This is a genomic window from Pseudomonas sp. Yb2C2 (assembly GCF_052112325.1).
GTDB classification, from domain to species: domain Bacteria; phylum Pseudomonadota; class Gammaproteobacteria; order Pseudomonadales; family Pseudomonadaceae; genus Aquipseudomonas; species Aquipseudomonas marginalis.
Genome location: NZ_JAVAJK010000001.1, coordinates 270,693 through 291,404 on the forward strand (window position 1 = coordinate 270,693; position 20,712 = coordinate 291,404).

The 20,712-nt window shown below is 62.5% G+C and carries 22 protein-coding genes; all 22 read left to right on the forward strand.

Annotation, left to right across the window (positions count from 1 at the left end; genetic code table 11):
* Nucleotides 1-46: 46 nt before the first annotated feature.
* The 22 genes from Q8X51_RS01275 to flhA all read left to right on the forward strand — a co-directional run bounded on the left by Q8X51_RS01275 (nucleotide 47) and on the right by flhA (nucleotide 20,711).
* On the forward strand, nucleotides 47-1,258 hold the full coding sequence (locus tag Q8X51_RS01275) for a sensor histidine kinase (RefSeq protein ID WP_407693435.1): 1,212 nt from the start codon (nucleotides 47-49) through the stop codon (nucleotides 1,256-1,258).
* 4 nt (nucleotides 1,259-1,262) lie between these two features.
* Complete coding sequence (locus tag Q8X51_RS01280; protein ID WP_065924956.1) at nucleotides 1,263-2,639, forward strand: sigma-54-dependent transcriptional regulator; 1,377 nt, start codon at nucleotides 1,263-1,265, stop codon at nucleotides 2,637-2,639.
* A gap of 128 nt (nucleotides 2,640-2,767) precedes the next feature.
* Nucleotides 2,768-3,097 (forward strand): flagellar hook-basal body complex protein FliE, encoded by a 330-nt coding sequence (gene fliE, locus Q8X51_RS01285; RefSeq protein ID WP_005790083.1) that lies wholly within the window; start codon nucleotides 2,768-2,770, stop codon nucleotides 3,095-3,097.
* Between the two features lie 16 nt (nucleotides 3,098-3,113).
* Nucleotides 3,114-4,892, forward strand: coding sequence for a flagellar basal-body MS-ring/collar protein FliF (gene fliF / locus Q8X51_RS01290; protein WP_065924957.1), 1,779 nt, complete (start codon nucleotides 3,114-3,116; stop codon nucleotides 4,890-4,892).
* Nucleotides 4,885-5,901, forward strand: coding sequence for a flagellar motor switch protein FliG (gene fliG / locus Q8X51_RS01295; RefSeq protein WP_017527617.1), 1,017 nt, complete (start codon nucleotides 4,885-4,887; stop codon nucleotides 5,899-5,901). Before fliF ends, fliG begins: the two co-directional genes overlap by 8 nt.
* 10 nt (nucleotides 5,902-5,911) lie before the next feature.
* Nucleotides 5,912-6,676 carry a flagellar assembly protein FliH gene (fliH, locus tag Q8X51_RS01300; protein ID WP_065946827.1) on the forward strand — a complete coding sequence of 255 codons (765 nt, stop codon included), beginning with the start codon at nucleotides 5,912-5,914 and terminating at the stop codon, nucleotides 6,674-6,676.
* Nucleotides 6,666-8,024: a flagellar protein export ATPase FliI gene (gene fliI / locus Q8X51_RS01305; RefSeq protein ID WP_027603852.1), complete on the forward strand. Its 1,359-nt coding sequence runs from the start codon at nucleotides 6,666-6,668 to the stop codon at nucleotides 8,022-8,024. The genes fliH and fliI overlap by 11 nt, the downstream gene beginning before the upstream one ends.
* A gap of 3 nt (nucleotides 8,025-8,027) precedes the next feature.
* Nucleotides 8,028-8,477, forward strand: a complete 450-nt coding sequence (fliJ, locus tag Q8X51_RS01310) for a flagellar export protein FliJ (protein ID WP_027603853.1) — start codon at nucleotides 8,028-8,030, stop codon at nucleotides 8,475-8,477.
* A gap of 95 nt (nucleotides 8,478-8,572) precedes the next feature.
* Nucleotides 8,573-8,878 carry an STAS domain-containing protein gene (locus Q8X51_RS01315; protein ID WP_027603854.1) on the forward strand — a complete coding sequence of 102 codons (306 nt, stop codon included), beginning with the start codon at nucleotides 8,573-8,575 and terminating at the stop codon, nucleotides 8,876-8,878.
* Nucleotides 8,875-10,593 carry an ATP-binding SpoIIE family protein phosphatase gene (locus Q8X51_RS01320; protein WP_407693436.1) on the forward strand — a complete coding sequence of 573 codons (1,719 nt, stop codon included), beginning with the start codon at nucleotides 8,875-8,877 and terminating at the stop codon, nucleotides 10,591-10,593. The genes Q8X51_RS01315 and Q8X51_RS01320 overlap by 4 nt, the downstream gene beginning before the upstream one ends.
* Nucleotides 10,594-10,623: 30 nt before the next feature.
* Nucleotides 10,624-10,968: an Hpt domain-containing protein gene (locus Q8X51_RS01325; protein WP_065924960.1), complete on the forward strand. Its 345-nt coding sequence runs from the start codon at nucleotides 10,624-10,626 to the stop codon at nucleotides 10,966-10,968.
* 86 nt (nucleotides 10,969-11,054) lie between these two features.
* Entirely contained in the window at nucleotides 11,055-12,392 is a 1,338-nt protein-coding gene (locus Q8X51_RS01330; protein WP_407693437.1) for a flagellar hook-length control protein FliK, read from the forward strand.
* A gap of 256 nt (nucleotides 12,393-12,648) precedes the next feature.
* The gene (gene fliL / locus Q8X51_RS01335) at nucleotides 12,649-13,155 is read left to right on the forward strand and encodes a flagellar basal body-associated protein FliL (RefSeq protein ID WP_065924962.1); all 507 of its coding nucleotides are present in this window, start codon (nucleotides 12,649-12,651) and stop codon (nucleotides 13,153-13,155) included.
* A 9-nt stretch (nucleotides 13,156-13,164) separates the two neighbouring features.
* The gene (gene fliM / locus Q8X51_RS01340) at nucleotides 13,165-14,133 is read left to right on the forward strand and encodes a flagellar motor switch protein FliM (RefSeq protein WP_065924963.1); all 969 of its coding nucleotides are present in this window, start codon (nucleotides 13,165-13,167) and stop codon (nucleotides 14,131-14,133) included.
* 38 nt (nucleotides 14,134-14,171) lie between these two features.
* On the forward strand, nucleotides 14,172-14,639 hold the full coding sequence (fliN, locus tag Q8X51_RS01345; RefSeq protein ID WP_027603860.1) for a flagellar motor switch protein FliN: 468 nt from the start codon (nucleotides 14,172-14,174) through the stop codon (nucleotides 14,637-14,639).
* Between the two features lies 1 nt (nucleotide 14,640).
* Nucleotides 14,641-15,075, forward strand: coding sequence for a flagellar biosynthetic protein FliO (gene fliO / locus Q8X51_RS01350; RefSeq protein ID WP_065924964.1), 435 nt, complete (start codon nucleotides 14,641-14,643; stop codon nucleotides 15,073-15,075).
* Nucleotides 15,075-15,818 carry a flagellar type III secretion system pore protein FliP gene (fliP, locus tag Q8X51_RS01355; RefSeq protein ID WP_065924965.1) on the forward strand — a complete coding sequence of 248 codons (744 nt, stop codon included), beginning with the start codon at nucleotides 15,075-15,077 and terminating at the stop codon, nucleotides 15,816-15,818. The genes fliO and fliP overlap by 1 nt, the downstream gene beginning before the upstream one ends.
* Nucleotides 15,819-15,836: 18 nt before the next feature.
* On the forward strand, nucleotides 15,837-16,106 hold the full coding sequence (fliQ, locus tag Q8X51_RS01360; protein WP_027603863.1) for a flagellar biosynthesis protein FliQ: 270 nt from the start codon (nucleotides 15,837-15,839) through the stop codon (nucleotides 16,104-16,106).
* A gap of 4 nt (nucleotides 16,107-16,110) precedes the next feature.
* Nucleotides 16,111-16,896 carry a flagellar biosynthetic protein FliR gene (gene fliR / locus Q8X51_RS01365; RefSeq protein WP_027603864.1) on the forward strand — a complete coding sequence of 262 codons (786 nt, stop codon included), beginning with the start codon at nucleotides 16,111-16,113 and terminating at the stop codon, nucleotides 16,894-16,896.
* A 3-nt stretch (nucleotides 16,897-16,899) separates the two neighbouring features.
* On the forward strand, nucleotides 16,900-18,036 hold the full coding sequence (flhB, locus tag Q8X51_RS01370) for a flagellar biosynthesis protein FlhB (protein ID WP_065946824.1): 1,137 nt from the start codon (nucleotides 16,900-16,902) through the stop codon (nucleotides 18,034-18,036).
* A 116-nt stretch (nucleotides 18,037-18,152) separates the two neighbouring features.
* Nucleotides 18,153-18,359 (forward strand): cold-shock protein, encoded by a 207-nt coding sequence (locus Q8X51_RS01375; RefSeq protein ID WP_027603866.1) that lies wholly within the window; start codon nucleotides 18,153-18,155, stop codon nucleotides 18,357-18,359.
* A gap of 237 nt (nucleotides 18,360-18,596) precedes the next feature.
* Entirely contained in the window at nucleotides 18,597-20,711 is a 2,115-nt protein-coding gene (flhA, locus tag Q8X51_RS01380) for a flagellar biosynthesis protein FlhA (protein WP_370671248.1), read from the forward strand.
* The last annotated feature ends 1 nt before the right edge of the window (nucleotide 20,712 follow it).

Below are 20,712 nucleotides of genomic sequence, written 5' to 3' on the forward strand. Positions count from 1 at the left end.
TCGCAACGTTCCGTTTAACTGACGGTCAGCCAAGCGAGAGAGCATCATGCCCCACGCCGCCCAACTATCTTCGGCCCCTGCCATCCAGGGGCTGGTTCCGCCTGTCGAGCCGCCGACCCGCCAGGGTCTTGAGCAGGCGTTCTCGCAGTTCAGCCAGATGTCGAGCCAGCTGACCGACTCCTACAGCCTGCTGGAAGCCCGGGTCTCCGAGCTGAAAGGCGAACTGGCCGTGGTCAGCGCCCAGCGCATGGAAGAGTTGGCCGAAAAAGAGCGCCTGGCCAACCGTTTGCAAAACCTGTTGTCGCTGTTGCCCGGTGGCGTGATCGTCATCGATGAAGAGGGCCGCGTGCGTGAAGCCAACCCGGCGGCCTGCGACATGCTCGGCCTGCCGCTGGAAGGCGAGCTGTGGCGCCATGTCATCACCCGCTGCTTTGCGCCGCGTGAGGACGATGGCCACGAAATCTCCCTGAAGGACGGGCGCCGCCTGTCCATCGCCACCCGTTCCCTGGATGCGGAGCCGGGCCAGTTGGTGCTGCTTAACGACCTGACTGAAACCCGTCATCTGCAAGACCAGTTGGCGCGCCATGAGCGTTTGTCCTCGTTGGGGCGGATGGTCGCTTCGTTGGCGCATCAGATCCGTACGCCGTTGTCGGCCGCGTTGATCTACGCCAGTCATTTGACTGATGAGCAATTGCCCGCCGCCACGCACCAGCGCTTTGCCGGGCGCCTGAAGGAGCGTCTGCATGAGTTGGAGCACCAGGTCCGCGACATGCTGGTGTTTGCCCGCGGCGAATTGCCGCTGACCGACCGCGTGACGCCGGCCCAACTGATGCAGGCCCTGCAAGCGGCGGCCGCTGCCCATATCCAGGACGTGCACGTGCGTTGGCAGTGCGACAGTCACCTCGGCGAGCTGCTCTGCAACCGCGACACCCTGGTGGGCTCGCTGCTCAACCTGATCGAAAACGCCACCCAGGCCAGCGGCCCCGGCGCGCGGCTCAAGGTGCACCTGTACAGCCGCGAGCAAACCCTGCGCCTGTGCATCAGCGACAGCGGCAGCGGTATCGACCCGGTGGTGCTCAAGCGCCTGGGTGAACCCTTTTTCACCACCAAGACCAACGGTACCGGCCTGGGCCTGACCGTGGTCAAGGCGGTGGCGCGTGCCCATCAGGGAGAATTGCAGCTGCATTCCCGCGTTGGGCGTGGCACCTGTGCATTGATGACCTTGCCGCTGTTTTCATGCGCGGCAAGCGCGGAGTAAGGATATGGCTATCAAGGTTTTGTTGGTGGAAGACGATCGCGCCCTGCGTGAAGCATTGGCTGACACGCTGTTGTTGGCGGGCCATGACTATCGGGCGGTCGGTTCTGCCGAGGACGCCTTGGACGCGGTGGAGCAGGAAGCCTTCAGCCTGGTGGTCAGCGACGTGAACATGCCCGGCATGGACGGCCATCAGTTGCTCGGTCTCTTGCGTGCGCGTCAGCCGCAACTGCCGGTGCTGCTGATGACCGCCCATGGTGCGGTGGAGCGTGCCGTGGACGCGATGCGCCAGGGCGCCGCGGATTACCTGGTCAAGCCTTTCGAGCCTAAAGCCCTGATCGAACTGGTGGCGCGCCACGCCCTGGGGGTGATCCCGGCCAACGAAGGCGAGGGCCCGATCGCCTTCGAGCCGGCCAGTGCACAATTGCTTGAGTTGGCGGCCCGTGTGGCGCGCAGTGATTCCACCGTGCTGATCTCCGGCGAGTCCGGCACCGGTAAAGAGGTGCTGGCGCGTTATATCCACCAGCAGTCGACCCGCGCCCAGCAACCGTTTATCGCCATCAACTGCGCGGCGATCCCCGACAACATGCTTGAAGCCACCCTGTTCGGTCATGAGAAAGGTTCGTTCACCGGTGCCATCGCGGCCCAGGCGGGCAAGTTCGAACAGGCCGATGGCGGCACCATTTTGCTGGATGAAATCTCGGAAATGCCCCTGGGCCTGCAAGCCAAGTTGCTGCGGGTGCTGCAAGAGCGGGAAGTGGAGCGGGTTGGCGCGCGCAAGCCGATCCAGTTGGACATCCGTGTGGTCGCCACCACCAACCGGGACCTCGCCGGCGAAGTGGCAGCGGGGCGCTTCCGGGAAGACCTGTTCTATCGGCTTTCGGTGTTCCCCCTGGCCTGGCGCCCGCTGCGTGAACGCCCGGCAGATATCATTCCGCTGGCCGAGCGCCTGCTGAACAACCACGTCAAAAAAATGAAGCACGCCCAGGCGCGGCTGTCGGCGCAAGCCCAGGCCTGCCTGGTGAGTTATCCATGGCCCGGCAACGTGCGGGAATTAGATAACGCCATCCAGCGCGCCCTGATCCTGCAGCAAGGCGGCTTGATCCAGCCCCAGGATTTCTGCCTGGCCATGGGCAGTGGTGCGGCGCCATTGCCCTCGTTGGCGCCTGCGCCGGTGGTTGCAGAGGCTGAGTCTGCCGGTGCCCTGGGCGACGACCTGCGTCGCCGCGAATTCCAGATGATCATCGACACCCTGCGCGCCGAGCGCGGCCGACGCAAAGAGGCCGCGGAGCGCCTGGGCATCAGCCCGCGCACCCTGCGCTACAAGCTGGCGCAGATGCGTGACGCCGGAATGGATGTGGAAGCGTATCTATTCGCCACGTAACCGGTAAGAAGGTCGACAAGGTTTGTCGCCTTTTCTTACGAGTTGATGCGGATCTGGCACCCTTGTTGCTACCTCCCCTAGTAATCGCTGCGTAGTGTCAAAAAATTGCAGGTTGGAGAGAGAAGGTCATGAGCCAGGGTATTGAGTTCAATCGGTTGATGTTGGATATGCGCGCCATGCAGATGGATGCCATGGCTCAACCGAAATCCGTCGCGCCAGCGCCGGAATTGGGCCAAAGCAGCTTCGCCGACATGCTCGGCCAGGCCATCAACAAAGTCAGTGACACCCAGCAAGCTTCCAGCCAGTTGGCCACTGCGTTCGAAATCGGCAAAAGCGGCGTGGACCTCACCGATGTGATGGTCGCCTCGCAAAAGGCCAGCGTCTCCTTCCAGGCCCTGACCCAAGTGCGTAACAAGCTGGTTCAGGCCTATCAAGACATCATGCAGATGCCGGTTTAAGGGCGAGATTTAAGTCATGGCAGAAGCAGTCTCCGACAACGTACCCGCCAAGACAGACGGCAAGCCGCCGCTGTTTGGCCTGTCGTTCCTGGAAAACCTCTCGGAAATGACCATGCTGCGTCAGGTGGGCCTGATGGTCGGCCTGGCTGCCAGCGTGGCGATTGGTTTTGCCGTGGTGTTGTGGTCGCAGCAACCCGATTACCGGCCGTTGTACGGCAGCCTGGCGGGTATGGATTCCAAGCAGATCATGGAAACCCTTGCCGCCGCCGACATCGCCTACACCGTGGAGCCCAACTCCGGCGCGTTGCTGGTCAAGGCCGACGATGTGGCTCGTGCGCGCATGAAGCTGGCCGCCGCCGGCGTGACCCCGTCCGACAGCAATATCGGTTTCGAGATCCTCGACAAGGACCAGGGCCTGGGGACCAGCCAGTTCATGGAAGCCACCCGCTACCGTCGTGGCCTTGAAGGCGAGCTGGCGCGCACCATTTCCAGCCTGAACAACGTCAAGGGTGCCCGCGTGCACCTGGCGATCCCGAAAAGCTCGGTGTTTGTGCGCGACGAGCGCAAGCCAAGTGCTTCGGTACTGGTCGAACTGTTTTCCGGCCGCTCCCTGGAGCCTGGCCAGGTCCTGGCGATCATCAACCTGGTGGCTACCAGCGTTCCCGAACTGAGCAAGTCGCAGATCACCGTGGTCGACCAGAAGGGCAACCTGCTGTCCGACATGGCCGAAAACTCCGCGCTGACCCAGGCCGGCAAACAGTTCGACTACAGCCGCCGCATGGAAAGCATGCTCACCCAGCGTGTGCACAACATCCTGCAACCGGTGCTGGGCAATGACCGCTACAAGGCGGAAGTGTCTGCCGACGTGGACTTCAGCGCCGTCGAGTCGACCTCCGAGCAGTTCAACCCGGACCAACCGGCCCTGCGCAGTGAGCAATCGACCAGCGAACAACGCACCGCCAGCAATGGCCCGCAAGGTGTGCCGGGTGCCCTGAGCAACCAGCCGCCGGCCCCGGCCTCGGCGCCGCAAACCACCGGTGGCGCCGCAGCCACCGCGGGCGCGATCCAGCCTGGCCAGCCACTGTTGGATGCCAACGGCCAGCAGATCATGGACCCGGCCACCGGCCAGCCGATGCTCGCGCCGTACCCGGCGGACAAGCGTAACCAGTCCACCAAGAACTTCGAACTCGACCGTTCCATCAGCCACACCAAGCAGCAGCAGGGTCGCGTCAATCGCCTGTCGGTGTCGGTGGTGGTGGATGACCAGGTCAAGGTCAACGCCGCTGACGGTGCCGTAACACGTGCACCGTGGAGCGCCGACGAATTGGCGCGCTTCACACGCCTGGTGCAGGACGCCGTTGGTTTTGACGCCAGTCGGGGTGACAGCGTCAGCGTAATCAACATGCCGTTCTCCGCCGAGCGTGGCGAAGTGATCGCCGAAGCGGCGTTCTACACCCAGCCGTGGTTCTGGGACATCGTCAAGCAAGTGCTGGGTGTGTTGTTCATCCTGGTGCTGGTGTTCGGTGTGCTGCGCCCGGTGCTCAACAACATCACCGGCAACGGCAAGAAACAACTGGCGGCCTTCGGTGGCAGCGATGTCGAGTTGGGTGGCATGGGCGGCCTGGACGGCGAACTGGCCAACGACCGCGTCAGCCTCGGCGGCCCGCAAAGCATTCTGTTGCCGAGCCCGAGCGAAGGCTATGACGCTCAGTTGAACGCAATCAAAAGTCTGGTAGCAGAAGACCCGGGCCGTGTGGCCCAGGTCGTGAAAGAGTGGATTAACGCAGATGAGTGATCGAGCCGCTGTTGCCAAGCTCTCCCGGGTCGACAAAGCCGCAGTCCTGCTGCTGTCCCTGGGGGAAACCGACGCCGCCCAAGTGCTGCGCCACATGGGCCCCAAAGAGGTCCAGCGGGTGGGCGTGGCCATGGCGCAAATGCGCAATGTGCACCGCGAGCAAGTCGAACAGGTGATGAGCGAGTTCGTCGAGATCGTCGGCGACCAGACCAGCCTGGGCGTCGGCTCCGACAGCTACATCCGCAAGATGCTCACCTCGGCCCTGGGCGAAGATAAGGCCAACGGCCTGATCGACCGCATCCTGCTGGGCGGCAACACCAGTGGCCTGGACAGCCTCAAGTGGATGGAACCGCGCGCGGTCGCCGACGTGATCCGCTACGAGCACCCGCAGATCCAGGCAATCGTGGTGGCCTACCTCGACCCGGACCAAGCCGGTGAAGTGCTTGGCCACTTCGACCATAAGGTGCGCCTGGACATCATCCTGCGCGTGTCGTCGCTGAACACCGTGCAGCCGGCGGCCCTGAAGGAACTCAACACGATTCTCGAGAAACAGTTCTCGGGCAACTCGAACGCCTCGCGCACTACCCTGGGTGGTATCAAGCGCGCGGCCGACATCATGAACTTCCTCGACAGCTCGGTCGAAGGCCAGTTGATGGACTCGATCCGCGAGATCGACGACACCCTGTCCGGCCAGATCGAAGACCTCATGTTCGTATTCAACAACCTCTCCGATGTCGACGACCGTGGCATCCAGGCGTTGCTGCGCGAAGTGTCCTCCGACGTGCTGGTACTGGCCCTCAAGGGCTCGGACGAAGGCGTCAAGGAGAAGATCTTCAAGAACATGTCCAAGCGTGCCTCCGAGCTGTTGCGCGACGACCTGGAAGCCAAGGGGCCGGTGCGCGTCAGCGACGTGGAAACCGCCCAGAAAGAAATCCTCACCATTGCCCGCCGTATGGCCGAAGCCGGAGAAATCGTTCTCGGTGGGAAGGGCGGCGAAGAAATGATCTAAGGCGCTCCCCATGTCGAACAAAGATGAGGCGCCCAGCGATCTGATTCGCGCACGGGACGTCGGTGGGTTCGACATCTGGTCGTTGCCCAGCTTCGATCCGCATGTGCCCGAGCCCGAGCCGGAACCGGTTGAAGAGCCGCCGGTGGAAATGGAAGAAGTGCCGCTGGAGGAAGTCCAGCCACTGACCCTGGAAGAGTTGGAAAGCATCCGTCAGGAGGCCTACAACGAAGGCTTTGCCGCTGGCGAGAAAGACGGTTTTCGCAGCACCACCCTCAAGGTGCGCCAGGAAGCCGAGGCGGCGCTGAGCGTCAAGCTGGCCAGCCTGGAGCGCCTGATGGGCAACCTGTTCGCGCCCATCGCCGAGCAGGATTCGCAAATCGAAAAAGCCATGGTCGGCCTGGTACAGCACATCGCCCGCCAGGTGATCCAGCGCGAACTGGTGCTGGATTCCAGCCAGATCGAAAGCGTGATGCGCGAAGCCCTCAAGTTGCTGCCCCTGGGCGTCGGCAATGTGCGGCTGTACATCAACCCGCAGGACTTCGAACAGGTCAAAGCGATGCGCGAGCGCCATGAAGAAACCTGGCGCATCGTCGAAGATGCGGCGCTGCAGCCCGGCGGTTGCCGGGTCGAGACCGAGCACAGCCGCATCGATGCCACGGTGGAAACCCGCATCAGCCAGATCATGGCCAAGCTGCTTGATCAACAACACGAGCAGGCGCTGAACCCGGCCGAGCCGGACCTGAGCGTGGACCTGGACGCCCCCGATGCGCCTTGATCGCACCAGCTTCGCCAAGCGCCTGGGCGGCTATGCCGAGGCCACCGAATTGCCCGGCCAGCCAATCCTCGAAGGGCGTCTGTTGCGCATGGTCGGCCTGACCCTCGAAGCCGAGGGCCTGCGCGCCGCCATGGGCAGCCGTTGCATGGTGATCAACGACGACAGCTACCATCCGGTGCAGGTCGAAGCCGAAGTGATGGGTTTTTCCGGCAACAAGATTTTCCTCATGCCCGTCGGCAGCCTGGCCGGCATCGCCCCCGGCGCCCGCGTGGTGCCCCTGGCCGACACCGGCCGCCTGCCCATGGGCATGAGCATGCTCGGCCGGGTGCTGGACGGCGCCGGTCGCGCACTGGACGGCAAGGGCGGCATGAAAGCCGAAGACTGGGTGCCGATGGACGGCCCCACCATCAACCCGCTCAACCGCAACCCCATCAGCGTGCCGCTGGACGTGGGGATTCGCAGCATCAACGGTTTATTGACGGTCGGCCGTGGCCAGCGTCTGGGCCTGTTCGCGGGTACGGGTGTGGGTAAGTCGGTGTTGCTCGGCATGATGACGCGCTTTACCGAGGCCGACATCATCGTGGTGGGCCTGATCGGCGAGCGGGGCCGCGAGGTGAAGGAGTTCATCGAACACAGCCTCGGCGAAGAAGGCCTCAAGCGTTCGGTGGTGGTCGCATCCCCAGCGGACGATGCACCGTTGATGCGTCTGCGCGCGGCCATGTACTGCACGCGCATCGCCGAATATTTTCGCGACAAGGGCAAGAACGTCCTGTTGCTGATGGACTCGCTCACCCGTTTCGCCCAAGCCCAGCGGGAAATCGCCCTGGCCATCGGCGAGCCCCCGGCCACCAAGGGCTACCCGCCGTCGGTGTTCGCCAAGCTGCCCAAGCTGGTGGAGCGCGCCGGTAATGCCGAGGCCGGTGGCGGCTCGATCACCGCGTTCTACACCGTATTGTCCGAAGGCGATGACCAGCAGGATCCCATCGCCGACTCGGCGCGGGGCGTGCTCGACGGCCACATCGTGCTGTCGCGGCGTCTGGCCGAGGAGGGGCACTACCCGGCCATCGACATCGAAGCGTCCATCAGCCGGGTCATGCCGGCGGTGGTCACGCCGGAGCATATGGCCCGCGCGCAGCAGTTCAAGCAGCTGTGGTCGCGTTATCAACAGAGCCGCGACTTGATCAGCGTCGGCGCCTATGTGGCCGGCGGCGACCGCGACACTGACCTGGCGATCGCCCTGCAACCGCAGTTGGTGACTTACTTGCGCCAGGGCCTCAACGACAAGATCAGCATGGGTGAAAGCGAAGCGCACCTGGGTTCGATCTTCGCTCCTGCGCCGGGCGGCTAAGCCATGGCCAACAGCCGCGCTGCGCGCCTGGCCCCGGTGGTCGACATGGCCGAAAAAGCCGAGAAAACCGCGGTCCAGCGCCTGGGGTATTTCCAGGGCCAGGTGCGTTTGGCGGAAAGCAAGCTGGGCGACCTGGAGCGCTTTCGTGGCGAGTACCAGCAGCAATGGATCGAACGCGGCACGCAAGGTGTATCGGGGCAATGGCTGATGGGTTACCAGGGCTTTCTCAATCAGCTGGAGACGGCCGTCGGCCAGCAGCGCCAAAGCCTGGCCTGGCACCAGAACAACCTCGACAAGGCCCGCGAGAGCTGGCAGCAAGCCTTCGCCCGCGTCGAGGGCCTGCGCAAACTGGTGCAGCGCTACATCGACGAAGCGCGGGCATTGGAAGACAAGCGCGAGCAGAAACTGCTCGACGAATTGTCCCAGCGCCTGCCGCGCCAATCACAATACTGACGGTTGCCTGTCTCCCACATTTGATCTGCTGTGTTGCTGGTATCCCATTCGCCTGCTACACCTTGTGTCTATGCCTATGACAAGGAAGCAGTCGCATGTCAATCGAGTCAGAAGTATCCCTGGACGGGAAGAAGTTGACGATCGCAATCAAGGGTCGGTTCGATTTCAGCAGCCACCAGGCGTTTCGTGAGGCTTACGAGCGTTTCTACAAGGTGCCTGAGTCGTATGTGGTCGATCTGAAGGAAACCACTTATATGGACAGTTCGGCCCTGGGCATGCTCCTGCTGTTGAGGGACCATGCCGGCGGCGAGGAGTCGGAGGTTCAGGTGATCAACACCAACTCCGATGTGCGCAAGATCCTCGCCATCTCCAACTTCGACAAATTGTTCGACATCAATTGAGCGCCCTGGCCCCCGCGGTTGAGCCGCTGACGATCCTGATCGCCGAAGACAGTGCCGCCGACCTGCTGTTGCTGTCGACCATTGTGCGACGCCAGGGGCACCAGGTGCTCACTGCAACCAATGGCGAGGAGGCCGTTGAACTGTTCGCGCGCGAGCGTCCGCAACTGGTGTTGATGGACGCGATCATGCCCGTGATGGATGGCTTGGCCGCCGCGCGGTGGATCAAGCAGTTGGCGGGGGAGGAGCTGGTGCCGATCATCTTCCTCACGTCCCTGCGCGAAAGTGCCGCCCTGGCCGAGTGCCTGGATGCCGGCGGCGATGATTTCCTGCCCAAGCCCTACAACCAGCTGATCCTGGCGGCCAAGATCAACGCCATGGACCGCCTGCGCCGGCTGCAGGCGACGATGCTGCAGCAGCGCGACCAGATCGCCAGGCACCATGAGTACCTGTTGCGTGAGCAGCGGGTGGCCAAGGCGGTGTTCGATAAAGTCGCCCATTCCGGCTGCATCAACGCGGCGCCGAATATCCGCTACCTGCAATCGCCTTATGCGCTGTTCAACGGCGACCTGCTGCTGGCGGCATATACGCCGTCGGGCGACATGCACGTGCTGCTCGGCGATTTCACCGGCCATGGCCTGCCGGCGGCGGTGGGCGCCATGCCCCTGGCGGAGGTGTTCTACGGCATGACTGCCAAGGGCTACGGCCTGGCGCAGATCCTGCGGGAGATGAATGCCAAGCTCAAGCGCATCCTGCCGGTGGATATGTTCTGCTGCGCCACCCTGCTGTGCCTGAGCACGCAGCGACGGGTGGTGGAGGTGTGGAACGGCGGCATGCCCGAAGGCTATGTGCATGAAGTCGCCAGCGGCAAGCGCGCGCCGCTGCAGTCGCGGCATTTGCCGTTGGGGGTGCTGTCGGCTGAGGCATTTGATGATCGCACCGAGGTCTGGCCCATGGCGCTGGGTGACCGCGTGTTCCTGCTCTCCGATGGTGTGCTGGACACCGCCGACGCCAACGACCAGCTGTTTGGCGTCGAGCGCTTGCAGCAGGTCTTTGCCGCCAACCGTGAGCCCGACCGGCTCTTCGACGACATCGAGCAGGCCCTGGCGGCCTTTCGCGGTGTGACGCGGGATGATGTGAGCATGGTGGAAATCACACTGCGCCCCGGGCAGCCGCTGCGGGCCACCGGGCCGTTGTATGCCGACAGCGGCCAGTCGTGCCCGTTGGATTGGTCGGTGAGTTTCGAATTTCGTGCCGAAACCCTCAAGCGTTACAACCCCTTGCCCTACCTGCTGCAACTGCTGCTGGAGATCCAGGGGCTGCGCGAGCAGAGCGGGGCGCTCTACAGCGTCATGGCTGAGTTGTATTCCAATGCGCTGGAACATGGCGTGCTAGGCCTGGACTCGCGGCTCAAGCGCGATGCCCAGGGCTTTGCCGAGTATTATCGCCAGCGCAATGACCGCCTGGCGCAGTTGAACAGTGGTTATGTGCGTGTGCATGTGCAGGTGGTGCCCACCGAGGCGGGCGGCAAGATGACCCTGCGCGTTGAAGACAGTGGGCCAGGGTTCGACGTGGAGCAGGTGCTGGCCCGGCCGCTGGACATTGATTGCCTGTCCGGTCGGGGCCTGAGCCTGGTGCGTCAACTCAGCAGCGAGGTGCGCTGGTCCGACGGCGGGCGCAGTGTCTGCGTAGAGTTTTGCTGGGGGGCTCTGGCATAATCCGCCGATTCTTGATCAAGGAGCGAGCAAGTGGCTGAGATTCATATGGACCCGGACGTGTTGTCGGGTTTGCAGGAGGTCATGGAAGGCGAGTACCCCAAGCTGCTCGATACCTTCCTCGATGATTCCCAAAAACGCGTCGAAGCGTTGCGCAAGGCACGGGACGACGCCAAGGCACTGGGGCGTATCGCCCATAGCTTCAAGGGCAGCAGTGGCAACCTCGGCGCAGTGCGGTTGGCGTACCTGTGCCAGCGCTTGGAGGCGGAGTCGGTCGAGGCCGCGGCGGACCTGGGGGCGCTGGTGGATCAGATCGATCATGAGTTTGCCTTGGTGAAGCCGATGTATGAGTCGGAGCGGCAGCGGTTCCAGATTTGATTCCATCAGTTTGAAAACCTGGCCCGACTCTTGCTCTACCTCCTGATACTGCATCCCCGATCCCCATGCAGTGGAGACCTTTACCTATGCCAGTCGCCCCGAATTCGCTTCTCCAGGCTGCCCCTGCGGCCAAGCCTCAAGCGCCTGCCGTCAATCCACCGGCAGTGGCTGCGGACCCACGGGACAAGGGCCCTGGCTTCGCTCAGGTGTTCGCCAGCCAGGGTTCCAAACCCACGGTCAAGGCTGATGACAACTCGGCCAAGCCCACGCGGGACAAGCCTGTCGATGCCAGCGCCAAGCCTGCGGCGGGCAACGACAAACCTGCCGCCGCCACGCCAGCGGTTGCCGATAGCGGCAATACCTTGCCTGCCAAGCCTGCGGCATCGTCCGACGACACTGCCAGCAAGGATGACGCTGCACCTGTGGATCCGGCCCTGGCGCAGCAGCCTGCGGTGGACCCGGTGGTCGACCCGGCATTGATTGCCACGGTCACCCCGGTGGTGGTGCCGGTGCCGGTGGAAACCCCGGCCCCCGCAGCCGCTGCCAAGGATGACAAGGCCGCACCCGTGGTTGCGGCGCCAATCGCAGCGACCGAGGACGCCACGCCGGCCTTCGACCCTGAGGCCGATCCCCTGGACGCCATGCCGGCCGTACGCCTGGCAATGGAGCAGGGCGGGCACGTGTCGGCCAGCAGCCAGGCACCGGCCAAAACTGCCCCGACGACCACCCAGGACCAGCCAACCGCCGCCCAGAACTTTGCCGCTGGCCTGGCCACCATGGTCGACCAGCAAGCCACCAAGGACAGTACGGACCAGGGTGGCGATAAGGCCTTCAGCGGCTTGATCGAAGGCGGCCTCAAGGACTTGAAGGAGGCCAGCAGCGACACCCGCGTCGATGACTTCGCCAACCGCCTGGCCGCATTGACCCAGGCGGCCACGCCGAAAACCGCGAATGCCTTGCCGCCGGTGACGAATGCGCCGCTGGCCATGCATCAGAGCGGCTGGACCGACGAGATCGTCAACCGTGTGATGTACCTCTCCAGCGCCAACCTCAAGTCGGCGGAGATCCAGTTGCAGCCGGCTGAGCTCGGGCGCCTGGACATCAAGGTCAACATGACCGCCGACCAGCAGGCCCAGGTCAACTTCATGAGCGCCCACCCGGTGGTGCGTGAAGCCCTGGAAAGCCAGTCCGGTCGCTTGCGCGAGATGTTCGCCCAGCAGGGCATGGGGCAGGTGGATGTGAACGTGTCCGACCAGTCCCGTGGCCAGGAGCAGCAGCAACAGCAGGCGCAGACGGGGGGCGTTAGTCGTAGCGGGCGGGGTGGCGACAGCGGCGACAGCGGCAGCCACATTGAAGTGGCCGAAGCCGTGGCGCCCGTGACTTCGACGGTGATCGGCTCCAGCGCCGTCGATTACTACGCCTGATGTAAGTCTGGCATAGGACAAAATGTGGGAGCTGGCTTGCTGTGGTGGGTGGGCTTGCTGTGGTGAGCGGGCTTGCCCCGCGCTGGACTGCGCAGCAGTCCCATTGTCGGTGAACAAGCCCACCCACCACAGCCCCCGCTTCCACATTTTTTTTGCGGCATTCCCTTGTCTGTGTCCAGCCAGACAACTCTGGCATAACACTTGCTCTTGCCTTTCCGTAGATCTATGAATCCCCGAATAGTGACGGATTATTGGCATGGCGAAGAGCGACGACGCAGCAAAAGCACCCGCACCCGCAGGCAAAGGCAAGCTCAAGCTTATCCTGATGATTGTCGTGGGCCTGCTCCTGGCCATCGGCGCCTCGGTGGGCGGCACCTGGTACATCATGCACAGCAGTGCCAGCAAGCCGGCACCTGCCGCCGAAACCGCCACTAACGCCAAGCAACCGGCAATCTTCGAGCCGATGCTTCCGGCCTTTGTCGCCAACTTCAATCAGAACGGTCGTCAACGCTACCTGCAGGTGAGCATCACTTTGCTGGCGCGTAACCAGTCGGACCTGGATGCCCTCAAGGTGCATATGCCCGTGATCCGCAACAACCTGGTGATGCTGTTTTCCGGGCAGAGTTTCGACACCCTGGCCACCCCGGTGGGCCAGGAAATGCTGCGCCAGAAGGTCACTGCCAGCGTGCAGGAAGTGGCCCAGAAGGAACTCGGCAAAGTCGTGATCGAGCAGGCGCTCTTCACTAATTTCGTATTGCAGTAGGATCACCCCATGGCCGTGCAGGACCTGCTGTCCCAGGATGAAATCGACGCGCTGTTGCATGGCGTCGACGACGGTCTGGTACAGACTGAAATGGCTGCCGAGCCCGGCAGCGTCAAAAGTTATGACCTGACCAGCCAGGATCGCATCGTCCGTGGACGCATGCCGACCCTTGAGATGATCAACGAACGTTTCGCCCGTTACACCCGGATCAGCATGTTCAACATGCTGCGCCGCTCGGCGGACGTGGCGGTGGGCGGCGTGCAGGTGATGAAGTTCGGCGAGTACGTGCACTCGCTGTACGTGCCCACCAGCCTCAACCTGGTCAAGATCAAGCCATTGCGCGGTACCGCGCTGTTCATCCTCGACGCCAAGCTGGTGTTCAAGCTGGTGGACAACTTCTTCGGCGGTGACGGCCGTCACGCCAAGATCGAGGGCCGTGAATTCACCCCTACCGAATTGCGCGTGGTGCGCATGGTGCTGGAACAGGCCTTCATTGACTTGAAGGAAGCCTGGCAGGCGATCATGGAAGTCAATTTCGAGTACATCAACTCGGAAGTGAACCCGGCCATGGCCAACATCGTCGGGCCGAGCGAGGCCATTGTGGTGTCCACGTTCCACATCGAGCTCGATGGCGGTGGCGGCGACCTGCACGTGACCATGCCGTACTCGATGATCGAGCCGGTGCGCGAAATGCTCGACGCCGGCTTCCAGTCCGACCTGGACGACCAGGACGAACGCTGGGTCAAGGCCCTGCGCGAAGACCTGCTGGATGTCGACGTGCCGCTGAGCGCCACCGTGGCCCGGCGCCAGTTGCGCCTGCGGGATATTTTGCACATGCAGCCGGGGGACATTATCCCGGTCGAATTGCCGAACGAAATGATCATGCGCGCCAACGGCGTGCCGTCGTTCAAGGTCAAGCTGGGGTCCCACAAGGGCAACCTCGCTTTGCAAGTGGTTGAGCCGATCAACCGTCGCTGATCCCTATTTATGAATGTTTGCTCCGCCGAGGACATGTAATGGCTACCGAACACGAAAACACTTCCGCCGAAGACCAGGCCCTGGCTGACGAGTGGGCTGCGGCCCTGGAAGAGACCGGCGATGTTGGCCAGGATGATATCGACGCACTGCTGGCCGCTGATGCCGCCACAGCACCAGCGGGTAATCGCCTGCCCATGGAAGAGTTCGGCAGCGTGCCGAAGAACAACGACCCGGTGACCCTCGATGGGCCGAACCTGGACGTGATCCTCGACATCCCGGTGTCGATCTCCATGGAAGTGGGCAGTACCGACATCAACATCCGCAACCTGCTGCAACTCAACCAGGGCTCGGTGATCGAGCTGGATCGCCTGGCCGGTGAGCCGCTGGACGTGCTGGTCAACGGCACCCTGATCGCCCACGGCGAAGTGGTGGTGGTCAACGAAAAGTTCGGCATCCGCCTGACCGACGTGATCAGCCCAAGCGAACGCATCAAGAAGTTGCGCTGATATGAAACGGCTGATGGTGGGACTGTTCGCCGCGCTGCCATTGGTGGCGTGGGCGGCGGAGCCGGCGGCCCAAGTTGCCGCTGCGCCCGTCGGCGGCAGCGTTGGCGGGCAACTGACGCAGCTGGTGCTGGGCCTGTTGCTGGTGGTCGGCTTGATCTTCGTGTTGGCCTGGCTGATGCGTCGTGTGCAGAGCATCGGCCCGGGCAATGCCCAGGTCATCGAAATGATCGGCTCGCGCGCCCTCGGCCCGCGTGACCGGCTGGTGCTGGTGCAAGTGGGCGAGGAACAGATCCTGCTGGGCATTACCCCCGGCCGAATCACGCCGCTGCATGTGCTCAAGACCCCGGTGCCAACCACCCAATCCCAGCCCGCCACGCCAGAATTCGCCCAGCGCCTGATGGAATTGCTGGGCAAGGATCAGAAGGATAAGAAGTAATGCGCGTTTTATTGACGCTCATGCTGTTGCTGGCCGCGCCATTGGCGCTGGCCGCCGACCCGTTGTCGATCCCGGCGATTACGCTGGGTACCAACGCGGCGGGGGCCCAGGAGTATTCGGTCAGCCTGCAGATCCTGCTGATCATGACTGCGCTGAGCTTTATCCCGGCGTTTGTCATGCTGATGACCAGCTTCACGCGGATCATCATCGTGTTCTCGATCCTGCGTCAGGCCCTGGGCCTGCAGCAGACGCCGTCGAACCAGATCCTCACCGGCATGGCATTGTTCTTGACGCTGTTCATCATGGCGCCGGTGTTCGACAAGGTGAACCAGCAAGCCCTGCAGCCGTACCTGGCCGAGACCATCACGGCCCAGGTTGCGATTGACCGGGCGCAAGGGCCGATCAAGGATTTCATGCTGTCGCAGACCCGCTCCAGCGACCTTGAGCTGTTCATGCGCCTGTCCAAGCGTACCGACATCGCGACCCCGGACCAGGCGCCGCTGACCATCCTGGTACCGGCGTTCGTCACCTCGGAACTGAAGACCGCATTCCAGATCGGCTTCATGATCTTTATCCCGTTCCTGATCATCGACCTGGTGGTGGCGAGCGTGCTGATGGCCATGGGGATGATGATGCTGTCGCCGCTGATTATTTCATTGCCGTTCAAGATCATGCTGTTTGTGCTGGTGGACGGCTGGGCGCTGATTATCGGCACGTTGGCCGGCAGTTTCGGAGGGGTGTGATGTGTTAGGTGAAGCAGCATGACCCCAGAAGTCGCCGTCGACCTGTTCCGTGAAGCACTGTGGCTGACCACCGTGATGGTTGCCGTGCTGGTGGTGCCGAGCCTGTTGGTGGGCCTGCTGGTGGCGATGTTCCAGGCCGCGACCCAGATCAACGAACAGACCTTGAGTTTCCTGCCGCGCCTGCTGGTGATGCTGATCACCCTGATTGTCGCCGGCCCGTGGCTGGTGCAAACCTTCATGGAATACATCCTGCAGCTGTACGGCAGTATTCCGCAGTTGATCGGCTGACCCGATGCAGTCCTTGCTGGCATTGACCGACACCCAGATCAGCACGTGGGTGGCCTCGTTCATCCTGCCGTTGTTCCGGGTGACGGCGGTGCTGATGAGCATGCCGGTGTTCGGTACTACCCTGGTGCCGCGCCGCATCCGCCTGTATTTCGCCGTGGCGATCACCGTGGTGCTCGTGCCTGGCCTGCCGCCGATGCCCCCGGTCAACGCACTCGACCTCAGTGCCTTGATGCTGATTGCCGAGCAGATCCTGATCGGCTCGCTGCTGGGCTTTTCGCTGCAACTGTTCTTCCAGGCGTTCGTGATCGCCGGGCAGATCATCTCGATCCAGATGGGCATGGGCTTCGCGTCCATGGTCGACCCCACCAACGGCGTATCGGCGGCGGTGATCGGGCAGTTCCTGACCATGCTGGTGACCTTGTTGTTCCTGGCCATGAACGGCCACCTGGTGGTGTTCGAGGTGTTGACCGAAAGCTTCACCACCTTGCCGGTAGGCTCCGGGCTGGTGGTCAATCACTTCTGGGAGCTGGTGGGGCGTCTCAGTTGGGTGCTCGGTGCCTCGCTGTTGCTGGTACTGCCGGCGATCACGGCCTTGCTGGTGGTCAACATCGCGTTTGGCGTCATGACCCGCGCGGCGCCACAGCTGAACATTTTCTCCATTGGTTTCCCCTTGACCCTGGTGCTGGGCATGGGGATTTTCTGGGTCGGCCTGGCCGACATTCTCAATCAGTATCAACCGCTGGCGACCGACGCCTTGCAGTTCCTACGTGATCTGGCACGGGCGCGCTGAGCCATGGCCGAGAGCGAGAGTGGTCAGGACAAGACAGAAGACCCCACGGAGAAGCGTAAAAAGGACTCCAGGGAAAAGGGCGAGATTGCCCGTTCCAAGGAGCTCAACACCGTTGCGACCATGATGGCCGGATCCGGTGCCTTGCTGATCTATGGTGGCGGCCTGGCGCTGGACTTGATGGAGCTGATGAAGCACAACTTCACCTTGCCCCGCGATGTGCTGCTCAACCCTGGCTCCATGGGTCAATACCTGCTGCACTCGGGCAAGATCGCGATATTGGCGGTGCAGCCGATCCTGATCACCCTGCTGCTGGCCGCACTGATCGGCCCGGTCGCCCTCGGCGGCTGGCTGTTCGCCGCCGGCAGCATGGCACCCAAGTTCAGCCGCATGAACCCTGCGGCCGGTCTCAAGCGCATGTTCTCCGCCAAGGCCCTGGTGGAGCTGCTCAAGGCCCTGGCCAAGTTCATCCTGATTCTGTTCGTGGCACTGATGGTGTTGTCGTCCGACATCGACGACCTGCTGCGCATCGCCCATGAACCCCTGGAGTCGGCGATCATCCACAGCGTGCAGGTGGTGGGCTGGAGTGCGCTGTGGATGGCCGCCGGGCTGATCATCATCGCGGCGGTGGATGCGCCGATCCAGTTGTGGGAAAGCCACAAGAAACTGCTGATGACCAAGCAGGAAGTGCGCGACGAGCACAAGGATCAGGAAGGCCGCCCCGAGGTCAAGCAACGCATCCGCCAGCTGCAGCGGGAAATGTCCCAGCGCAAGATGATGGCCTCGGTGCCCGACGCCGACGTGGTCATCACCAACCCGACCCACTACGCCGTGGCCCTCAAGTACGACCCGGAGAAGGGCGGCGCGCCGATGCTGCTGGCCAAGGGCAGCGACTTTACCGCGTTGAAAATCCGCGAAATCGCCGTGGCCCACGACATCCTGCTGCTGGAATCGCCGGAGCTGGCGCGGTCGATCTTCTACTCCACCGACCTCGACCAGGAAATCCCGGCGGGGTTGTACCTGGCCGTGGCCCAGGTGTTGGCGTATGTCTATCAGATTCGCCAATATCGCGCGGGTAAGGGGAAACGCCCGGATCCGCTCAAGGACCTGCCGATTCCGCCGGAGTTGCGTCGCGATTCCTGACCTCTTACCACTCGTCACTAACTGCCGTCTACCTGTCAACTTTGACAGTAGTCAATCTTATTTCCAGCGCGTTTGATTAGGCTCAGGTCTTAAAACAAGCAGGGTGGAGAAGGTTAATGGCAACCGGCATCGTAAAGTGGTTCAACGCAGAAAAGGGGTTTGGTTTCATCAAGCCGGACGACGGTTCTGAAGATGTATTTGTGCATTACTCGGGGATCGTTTCCGGCGGTTTCAAAAGCCTGGATGAAAACCAAAAGGTCGAATACGTGCTTGCCAACGGTCCCAAGGGGCTGCAGGCAACTGAAGTTAAAACTGTGAGCTAGCCCGTGGGCGCTAGTTTCGCTGTCGGTAATGGATGTGCACAGAACCGACTATGGGAGGGGGCTTGTCCCCTCCCGCAGTTGGAGTGTTTACATCCGATAGAACTCGGGCGCCTGTAGCGATCCACCTCCTCAAAAGCAAAGTTGGAAGGCTTCTTGCAATACCGCCTCCAGGACGCCTCCCGGCGTCAAAAGTTTGCTTCAAGGAAACGAGGAATACCGGTGGTGGATCGCTCTCAAATGTTCAGCACGGCCCGTGGCACCCTGACTGACCTCTCGCGGGGCAATCTGGGTGTGCCGTTGTTGTTGCTGGTCATGCTGGCAATGATGATGTTGCCGATGCCGCCGTTCCTGCTGGACGTGTTCTTCACCTTCAACATCGCCCTGTCCGTCGTCGTGCTGCTGGTGTGCGTCTACGCCTTGCGGCCGCTGGATTTCGCGGTGTTCCCGACGATCCTGCTGGTGGCAACCCTGTTGCGCCTGGCGCTGAACGTGGCGTCCACCCGTGTGGTCATGCTCCACGGCCAGGATGGCCACGCCGCTGCCGGTAAGGTGATCCAGGCCTTCGGTGAGGTGGTGATCGGCGGTAACTACGTGGTCGGTATCGTGGTGTTCGCGATCCTCATGATCATCAACTTCGTGGTGGTGACCAAGGGCGCCGGGCGGATTTCCGAGGTGAGCGCACGCTTTACCCTCGACGCCATGCCCGGCAAGCAGATGGCTATCGACGCCGACCTCAACGCCGGCCTGATCGACCAGAACCAGGCCAAGACCCGCCGCTTGGAAGTCGCCCAGGAAGCCGAGTTCTACGGTTCCATGGACGGTGCCAGTAAATTCGTGCGCGGTGACGCCATCGCCGGCCTGCTGATCCTGTTCATCAACCTGATCGGCGGCATGGCGGTCGGGATCTTCCAGCACGGCATGACCTTCGGCGATGCGGGCAAGGTGTACGCCCTGCTGACCATCGGTGACGGTTTAGTGGCGCAATTGCCATCACTGTTGTTATCTACAGCTGCCGCCATCATGGTGACCCGTGCTTCGGGCTCCGAAGACATGGGCAAGCAGATCAGCCGCCAGATGTTTGCCTCGCCCAAGGCCTTGGCTGTGGCGGCCGGCATCATGGCGATCATGGGTATCGTGCCGGGCATGCCCCACGTCTCGTTCCTGAGCATGGCGGCCCTGGCCGGCGGTGCTGCGTACCTGTTCTGGAAGAAGCAGAACCAGGTCAAAGTCATCGCCCAACAAGAAATTGCCCGCCAGCAAGAACTGCTGCCATCCCCGGCCCGCGCCCAGGAAACCAAGGAGTTGGGCTGGGACGACGTGACCCCGATCGACATGATTGGCCTGGAAGTCGGCTACCGCCTGATTCCGCTGGTGGACCGCAACCAGGGCGGCCAGTTGCTCGCGCGGATCAAGGGCGTGCGCAAGAAGCTGTCCCAGGACCTGGGCTTCCTGATGCCCACCGTGCATATCCGCGACAACCTCGACCTGGCCCCCAGTGCCTACCGCCTGACCCTGATGGGCGTGATCCTGGCCGAAGCCGAGATCTACCCGGACCGCGAGCTGGCAATCAACCCCGGCCAGGTATTCGGCAGCCTCAACGGCATTACCGCCAAAGATCCGGCTTTTGGCCTGGAGGCGGTGTGGATCGAAATCAGCCAGCGCAGCCAGGCGCAGTCCCTGGGCTACACCGTGGTGGACGCCAGTACCGTGGTCGCAACTCACCTCAACCAGATCCTGTACAAGCACTCCCACGAGCTGATCGGCCACGAAGAAGTCCAGCAATTGATGGGCTTGCTGGGCAAGGCCTCGCCAAAACTGGCAGAAGAGCTGGTGCCGGGCGTGCTGTCGTTGTCGCAACTGCTCAAGGTGCTGCAGGCGCTGTTGGCCGAACAGGTGCCGGTACGCGACATTCGCAGCATTGCCGAGGCTATCGCCAACAATGCCGCCAAGAGTCAAGATACCGCCGCGCTGGTGGCGGCGGTGCGTGTCGGATTGTCCCGCGCAATCGTGCAAAGCATTGTAGGGCTTGACTCCGAGCTGCCTGTGATCACCTTGGAACCAAGGTTGGAACAGATATTGCTCAATAGTATTCAGAAGGCAGGACAAGGCCAGGAAGAGGGCGTTCTGCTGGAGCCAAGCATGGCTGAGAAACTGCAGCGTTCGTTGATCGACGCCGCACAGCGCCAGGAAATGCAGGGCCAACCCGTGATTCTGCTGGTGGCGGGTCCGGTCCGGGCGATGCTGTCGCGGTTTGGACGTCTGGCAGTACCGAATTTGCACGTTTTGGCTTATCAGGAAATTCCTGACAACAAGCAAGTGACTATCGTTGCGACAGTAGGGCCCAACGGCTGAG

Excerpts from the sequence above, each read along its gene's own strand:
- fliE (WP_005790083.1), top strand. The coding sequence starts at position 2,768 with ATGAGCCAGGGTATTGAGTTCAATCGGTTGATGTTGGATATGCGCGCC.
- fliN (WP_027603860.1), top strand. The coding sequence starts at position 14,172 with ATGGCTACCGAACACGAAAACACTTCCGCCGAAGACCAGGCCCTGGCT.
- fliI (WP_027603852.1), top strand. The coding sequence starts at position 6,666 with ATGCGCCTTGATCGCACCAGCTTCGCCAAGCGCCTGGGCGGCTATGCC.
- Q8X51_RS01315 (WP_027603854.1), top strand. The coding sequence starts at position 8,573 with ATGTCAATCGAGTCAGAAGTATCCCTGGACGGGAAGAAGTTGACGATC.
- fliH (WP_065946827.1), top strand. The coding sequence starts at position 5,912 with ATGTCGAACAAAGATGAGGCGCCCAGCGATCTGATTCGCGCACGGGAC.
- fliM (WP_065924963.1), top strand. The coding sequence starts at position 13,165 with ATGGCCGTGCAGGACCTGCTGTCCCAGGATGAAATCGACGCGCTGTTG.
- fliG (WP_017527617.1), top strand. The coding sequence starts at position 4,885 with ATGAGTGATCGAGCCGCTGTTGCCAAGCTCTCCCGGGTCGACAAAGCC.
- fliQ (WP_027603863.1), top strand. The coding sequence starts at position 15,837 with ATGACCCCAGAAGTCGCCGTCGACCTGTTCCGTGAAGCACTGTGGCTG.
- Q8X51_RS01330 (WP_407693437.1), top strand. The coding sequence starts at position 11,055 with ATGCCAGTCGCCCCGAATTCGCTTCTCCAGGCTGCCCCTGCGGCCAAG.
- flhB (WP_065946824.1), top strand. The coding sequence starts at position 16,900 with ATGGCCGAGAGCGAGAGTGGTCAGGACAAGACAGAAGACCCCACGGAG.
- Q8X51_RS01375 (WP_027603866.1), top strand. The coding sequence starts at position 18,153 with ATGGCAACCGGCATCGTAAAGTGGTTCAACGCAGAAAAGGGGTTTGGT.
- fliJ (WP_027603853.1), top strand. The coding sequence starts at position 8,028 with ATGGCCAACAGCCGCGCTGCGCGCCTGGCCCCGGTGGTCGACATGGCC.
- fliF (WP_065924957.1), top strand. The coding sequence starts at position 3,114 with ATGGCAGAAGCAGTCTCCGACAACGTACCCGCCAAGACAGACGGCAAG.
- fliP (WP_065924965.1), top strand. The coding sequence starts at position 15,075 with ATGCGCGTTTTATTGACGCTCATGCTGTTGCTGGCCGCGCCATTGGCG.
- Q8X51_RS01275 (WP_407693435.1), top strand. The coding sequence starts at position 47 with ATGCCCCACGCCGCCCAACTATCTTCGGCCCCTGCCATCCAGGGGCTG.
- Q8X51_RS01280 (WP_065924956.1), top strand. The coding sequence starts at position 1,263 with ATGGCTATCAAGGTTTTGTTGGTGGAAGACGATCGCGCCCTGCGTGAA.
- flhA (WP_370671248.1), top strand. The coding sequence starts at position 18,597 with ATGTTCAGCACGGCCCGTGGCACCCTGACTGACCTCTCGCGGGGCAAT.
- fliR (WP_027603864.1), top strand. The coding sequence starts at position 16,111 with ATGCAGTCCTTGCTGGCATTGACCGACACCCAGATCAGCACGTGGGTG.
- fliL (WP_065924962.1), top strand. The coding sequence starts at position 12,649 with ATGGCGAAGAGCGACGACGCAGCAAAAGCACCCGCACCCGCAGGCAAA.
- fliO (WP_065924964.1), top strand. The coding sequence starts at position 14,641 with ATGAAACGGCTGATGGTGGGACTGTTCGCCGCGCTGCCATTGGTGGCG.